We start from the raw sequence: 5,938 nt of genomic DNA, 5'->3' as shown, positions 1-5,938 counted from the left end.
ATGAAGAAAATTTCATTTCAGGATTATCTGCCCTTTATCGTTTTGGCCGGACTTGCCGTAATTGGCATTTTTTTGCCGACCCCGACCACTTTTGCTGATGCCAGCAAATATAATTTCGCAGATGTCGCCTGGATCCTGGTAGCCACCTCCCTGGTATTTTTGATGACCCCCGGTTTGTCCTTCTTCTACGGAGGCATGGTGAACCGAAAGAATGTCATCTCTACCATGATGCAAAGCTTCATCGCCACCGGCCTGATCAGCATTATTTGGGTGGTGGTAGGCTTTAGCCTGGCATTCGGTGAATCCCAGAACGGTATCATCGGAGATCCTTCTACGTACTTTTTCTTTAAAGGCGTTCCTGACGGGCCGGCCTGGGGCACTATCCCCATGATGCTGTTCGCCCTGTTCCAGCTCAAGTTTGCCGTGATCACCCCGGCGCTGGTAGTAGGTGCGGTGGCGGAGCGTATCCGTTTTACCTCCTACGTCCTCTTCATGGTGATGTTCTCCCTCCTGGTATATGCGCCGATAGCACACTGGACCTGGCATTCTAATGGTATTCTCTACAAACTCGGCGTACTCGACTTTGCAGGCGGTACCGTAGTGCACATTTCTGCCGGTTGCGCAGCCCTCGCAGGCGCACTGGTGCTTCGCCGCCGTAAAGACCACATCGCCAAAAAAGAGCTGACCCCCGCCAACGTACCCTTCGTATTGCTGGGTACCGGTCTGCTCTGGTTCGGCTGGTTCGGTTTCAACGCAGGTTCTTCCCTCGGCGCCAACGCCCTGGCGGTTACCGCTTTCGCCGCTACCAATACCGCTACCGCCGCTGCAGGCCTTTCCTGGATCTTCTTCGATGTGATCCGTGGACGTAAACCCTCGGTACTCGGTTTCTGTATCGGCGCCGTGGTAGGTCTTGTAGCCATCACCCCCGCCGCCGGTTATGTAGGCGTTCCCCAATCCCTGTTCATCGGTTTTGTGGCGGCCATCGTTTCCAACCTTGTCGTACACTTCAAGAACAAATCTTCCATCGACGATACGCTGGACGTATTCCCCTGCCATGGCGTAGGCGGTATGACCGGCATGCTGCTGACAGGCGTTTTCGCCTCCCAGGCCGTGAACCCCGCTATCACGGAGAACGGCTGGGCGTACGGCAACTTCAGCCTCTTTTACAAACAAACCCTCGGACTGCTGCTGGTAGTAGGTTACAGCTTCGCCGTATCCTGGGCCATCTTCAAGTTCATCAACTATGTTCACCCGCTCCGCGTGTCTGACGAAGAAGAAGAACTGGGCCTGGACGTTACCCAGCACAACGAAATGTACCACCCCAACATGATGAGCATCAGCAGCAACGGCACGCTCACGGAAGAAGAAACCGGCATCCAGCACGGATAGTTTTATCAACCTTGATCTGATCGATCACCTCGCAATAGTTAGTCAATATTCTCTTGTTTGAAAAACCGGACGTTGTTCGTCGTCGTGGCCAGCAGGCCATGACGACGGGCGATCCGGGATAGTTTTGCCCCAATAGCATCGTGTAATTGAATCAGCACCCAAACAAAGCAGCGGAACCCTTTATCATTTTATTAACCAAAATTTTAAAATTCCAATAATGAGAAAAAGTTTATTCGCGCTCCTGGCTGTCTTTTCGGCTGTGCCTGCCCTCGCACAGGATTCTACACGCCTCCTTCCCGTTGGCTTCAAGCTGTCCGGCTCCGCCGATGTATATTATAAATACAACTTCAACAAGAACGTTACCGATAATAAGACCAGCTTCACCGGTTCCCACAATTCCTTCGAGCTGAACATGCTTTCCCTCAAACTGGAAAGTACTTTCAAGAACGTAGGCATGGTGGCGGATATCGGTTTCGGGAAGCGTGCGGAAGATTTTTCGTACAACGATGATAAAACAAGACTGGCGATCAAGCAGCTGTTTGTTGCCTTCGCGCCTACCGACTGGCTGAAGTTCTCCATGGGCTCGTACAGCACCCACGTGGGTTACGAGCTGGTGGATGCTTACGCCAACCGCAACTACAGCATGTCATATATGTTTTCCTATGGCCCTTTCTTCCACACCGGGGTAAAGGCGGATATGACGTTCGGCTCGCACAGCCTGATGGTAGGCGTGTTCAACCCGACCGACTTTAAATCCGCTACCTGGGGTGGGATCAAGTTCATCGGTGCGCAATATGGATTTGCCCCGGCGGAGGTTCCCTTCAAATTTTACCTGAATTACATTGGCGGCCGCGATACTTTCCAGACCCGGAACGATCAGCTGGATGCGGTGATCACTTATCAAATGACGCCCAAGTTCGGCCTGGGGTACAACGGTACCTACAGCATGTATAAGAATGGCATTAACACCAACTGGTACGGCTCGGCCCTTTACCTGAACTACGACCCCACCGAAAGCCTGGGGCTCACGCTGCGCGGGGAGTATTTCTCCGACAAGGATAACATCAAGGTTTACGGCGACAAAACCGAGTATCCCGAAGGCGGCAGCATCTTTGCGGTTACGCTTTCCGGCCAGTACAAGGTAGGAGGGTTCACGCTGATCCCCGAATTCAGGCTGGACCATGGCTCGAAGGATATTTTCACCAAGGCCGACGCGCCGAAGGCCAATTCCGCCAATGTGCTGCTGGCTGCGATCTACAAGTTTTAAGGGATCCTAATCACAGGCTCATATAACAAGGTTTAACCAAACCATTATGCTCAGGGGCCGGCTGTTTCAGCCGGCCCTGCTTTATTTCCGGCCCTTTGCGGCGGGAGCGAGAAAATTTCCCCGGGTTTACCGGGGTTTTTTATATCTTTTCTCCCCCAAAAACGGGCTATCAATTATGCTGCAACGTTCCACATTGAAATTCCTGAAAGACCTCAAACTCAACAATAACAAAGCCTGGTTCGATGAAAACAGGGCATCGTACCTCCAGGCCAAAGAGGATTTCGAAAGCCTGGTACAACAAATCATCGACGGTTTGGCCCGGATGGATGCCGGGATGGAAGGGCTGACGGTAAAGGAGTGTGTTTTCCGGATATATAAGGATGTGCGTTTCTCGAAAGACAAGACGCCGTACAAAGCCAATATGGGCGCTTCCTTTTCGAAAGGGGGAAAGAAGAGCCCTTTGGCAGGTTTTTATTTCCACCTGGAGCCCGGAGGGCATAGCTTTGCCGGTGGCGGCCTTTGGATGCCGGCGCCTCCCGCGCTTAAAAAAGTTCGTCAGGAAATAGATTATAACTTCGCGGACTTTCAGCGAATCGTTGGGGCGAAAGATTTTATCCGCCTGTTCGGAAAAGTAAATGGCGACTCGTTGAAAACCGCGCCACAGGGATATCATGAAGATAATCCCGCTATCGCATATCTGAAATTGAAAAGCTGGGTAGTGACTACTCATGTCAGCGACGAGGCGGCTACCCAACCAACGCTCGTTCGCGATGTGCTTCGCATCTTTTCGACGATGCAACCCTTCATCGGGTTTCTGAATGCCGCGCAGGACGAATAATCATCTTTCCCCGACCTGCTAGTTACCGGAGAAGTCCTTGTGGGGTACAAGCGCTTCCGGCAACTAGGCTGCTGCAACAAAATAGAGACAGTAAATCAATTCTTGTGTATCAAAAACTCAAATGGGCGCGATTTACGGTTCTTTAATAAATTCTCCTTGTCGATCCTCGTTTCCGCGAAGCGCTGATTATACACATTCGCCACTTCAATGATCGGAATAATTCCGTCCATTGTATCCTTTTGATCCACAATGTTCATGATGCGGGAAACCTGCGAGGAAAAGTTCGTGCTCCATTCTTCGGTAAACTTATGCATTAACAAAAGTTCACGATTTGCGTTGGTTTTCATAGGACTAAAAGGGTGTTTAAATTGATAGAATAGTTTTCATGGATAATACAGATAATGAATTTATTAGCATAGGATTGTAATGTCAAAGGTGAATTATATCCCCCACAAATCTATACTACTTCCGTGTAGTTTTTAATCCAAAGTGCATTAACAAAAAATGATGAAAGCAGGTACAGTAAACGCATTGCGCGTTTCGTTAATAGAGTCGACAGTATTCGTGTATGCCTCGTCGTAGTGTGACGGGGAAGTGAATTTAAATTAAAAAAATGCAAATTCCAAATGTTCAACCGTGTAAAGAGTTGAATATAAGTGACACATGGCAGCGTTATGCGTATAGATGAATGATAATGAATGAAAACCGATAAAATATTATTTTTTGTTAATGACTTGAACTGCAAGATGATAGCAGTCCGAACACAAAGAAGAACGGCGCGGTGTGTGCCGCGCCGTTGTGGATAACTATAGGAAAAGTCTTTCTTACAACCAGTTCTTTCCGCTCAGGTATTCCGCGATTTGTACAGCGTTTGTTGCCGCACCTTTACGCAGGTTGTCTGCCACGATCCAGAGGTTCAGTGTGTTCGCCTGTGTTTCGTCGCGGCGGATACGCCCTACAAATACTTCGTCTTTGTCGTGTGCATCTTTCGGCATGGGGTATTGCGCTTTCGAAGGATCATCCACTACGATCAGTCCCGGTGTTGCGGCGAGGATGCTGCGTACTTCGGACAGATCGAAGTCTTTATCGAACTCGATGTTCACGCTTTCGCTGTGGCCGCCCATTACAGGAATGCGCACGGTAGTAGCGGTAACTTTCACTTTCTCATCGCCCATGATCTTCACGGTTTCTTTCACCATTTTCATTTCTTCCTTGGTGTAACCGTTTTCCGTAAACACGTCGATCTGGGGGATCACGTTCAGGTCGATGGGATAAGCGTATGCTTTTTCTCCTTCAATACCCTGGCGCTCATTCATGAGCTGCGTCACGGCTTTTACGCCGGTGCCGGTTACGGATTGATAGGTGGATACAACTACGCGGTTGATGCCATATTTATCGTGGAGCGGTTTTAACACCAGCACCATTTGAATGGTCGAACAGTTAGGATTCGCGATGATTTTATCTTCCTGCGTGAGTGCGTCTGCATTTACTTCGGGCACCACCAGCTTTTTGCCGGGATCCATGCGCCAGGCGGAAGAGTTGTCGATCACGGTGATGCCTGCTTCCGCGAATTTGGGCGCCCATTCCAAAGAAGTGCTGCCGCCGGCGGAGAAAATGGCTACGTTCGGTTTCATGCCAATAGCCGTATCTGCGGTTACCACCTTGTACGGCTTACCCTTATACATCACTTCCTTGCCAACAGATTTTTCGGAAGCGACAGGGATCAGTTCCGTCACAGGGAAATTCCTCTCCGCGAGTACTTGCAACATTTTGGAGCCTACCAGTCCGGTGGCGCCTACTACGGCTACTTTCATGATTTTGATTAGGTTTAAAAATCGAGACCCAAAATTAATATATCAAACGACAATTTCGATATATTCCCGCCAGATTGTTGACCCATTAAAAAGTAATCGTATGCAAGTCATTGTTTGTGCCTGTGCGCTATTGTCTGCGCCCTGCGGCGATACCACGTATCCTTTGCCGCACGATGTCATTATCCACGAGATCATGACAGACCCTTCGCCTCCGGTTTCCCTGCCGGAGTACGAGTTCATCGAACTAAAGAACACGTCGCCCCGCACCGTGCACCTCGCGGGATGGAAGGTCCGCGGCAACGGCGGCTCCGCCACGCTCCCCGCTTTTGCGCTGGAGCCCGGCGGATATGTAGTGGTGTCTCCCCGCCGGGGAGCCCCCTTCTTCCAACCGGTCGTCGATGCCGGCAGTTTCTTCGCACTCCACAACGACGAAGACCTCCTCTCCCTGGAAGACCCCTCCGGCCGCGTGATCCACGCCGTAGCAGTAGAGATGCGCCGCTTCTCCGGGAGCTTTAAGTCTGCAGGCGGCTGGTCAATCGAAATGAAAGACCCCGCCTTTCCCTGCGCCGGCCCGGACAACTGGGCCTTCTCCAGCGACCCCTCCGGCGGAACGCCTGGCAGGCCTAATTC

Annotated in this window: 6 protein-coding genes; 4 read left to right on the top strand and 2 right to left on the bottom strand. The window is 50.8% G+C overall.

The annotated features are described in order from the left end of the window. Nucleotides 1-72: 72 nt before the first annotated feature. From Q0510_RS02490 to Q0510_RS02480, 3 genes are all read left to right on the top strand, one after another. Nucleotides 73-1,389: an ammonium transporter gene (locus tag Q0510_RS02490; RefSeq protein WP_298707920.1), complete on the top strand. Its 1,317-nt coding sequence runs from the start codon at nt 73-75 to the stop codon at nt 1,387-1,389. 217 nt (nt 1,390-1,606) lie between these two features. Continuing rightward, a complete protein-coding gene (locus Q0510_RS02485) occupies nt 1,607-2,656 on the top strand; it encodes a porin (RefSeq protein WP_298707918.1) in 1,050 nt (349 codons plus the stop codon). 175 nt (nt 2,657-2,831) lie between these two features. Beyond that, the gene (locus Q0510_RS02480) at nt 2,832-3,494 is read left to right on the top strand and encodes a DUF2461 domain-containing protein (protein ID WP_298707916.1); all 663 of its coding nucleotides are present in this window, start codon (nt 2,832-2,834) and stop codon (nt 3,492-3,494) included. Between the two features lie 95 nt (nt 3,495-3,589). Here the strand turns inward: Q0510_RS02480 and Q0510_RS02475 are convergent, their stop codons facing one another. Continuing rightward, entirely contained in the window at nt 3,590-3,841 is a 252-nt protein-coding gene (locus tag Q0510_RS02475; RefSeq protein ID WP_298707914.1) for a hypothetical protein, read from the bottom strand. A 477-nt stretch (nt 3,842-4,318) separates the two neighbouring features. Then, nucleotides 4,319-5,308, bottom strand: coding sequence for an aspartate-semialdehyde dehydrogenase (locus Q0510_RS02470; RefSeq protein WP_298707912.1), 990 nt, complete (start codon nt 5,306-5,308; stop codon nt 4,319-4,321). A 100-nt stretch (nt 5,309-5,408) separates the two neighbouring features. Between Q0510_RS02470 and Q0510_RS02465 the strand changes: the two genes are divergently transcribed. Then, nucleotides 5,409-5,938: lamin tail domain-containing protein (locus tag Q0510_RS02465; protein WP_298707911.1), on the top strand; the 530-nt coding region annotated here is incomplete at its 3' end.

Source organism: uncultured Chitinophaga sp., from assembly GCF_937874145.1.
In the GTDB taxonomy this organism is placed as follows: domain Bacteria; phylum Bacteroidota; class Bacteroidia; order Chitinophagales; family Chitinophagaceae; genus Chitinophaga.
The sequence above is the reverse complement of the archived record's forward strand: the minus strand, read 5'-3'. Positions and strand labels throughout refer to the sequence as shown.

Bases quoted from the DNA above. Each gene is read 5' to 3' on its own strand.
- Q0510_RS02470 (WP_298707912.1), bottom strand. From the start codon at position 5,308: ATGAAAGTAGCCGTAGTAGGCGCCACCGGACTGGTAGGCTCCAAAATG.
- Q0510_RS02480 (WP_298707916.1), top strand. From the start codon at position 2,832: ATGCTGCAACGTTCCACATTGAAATTCCTGAAAGACCTCAAACTCAAC.
- Q0510_RS02485 (WP_298707918.1), top strand. From the start codon at position 1,607: ATGAGAAAAAGTTTATTCGCGCTCCTGGCTGTCTTTTCGGCTGTGCCT.
- Q0510_RS02475 (WP_298707914.1), bottom strand. From the start codon at position 3,841: ATGAAAACCAACGCAAATCGTGAACTTTTGTTAATGCATAAGTTTACC.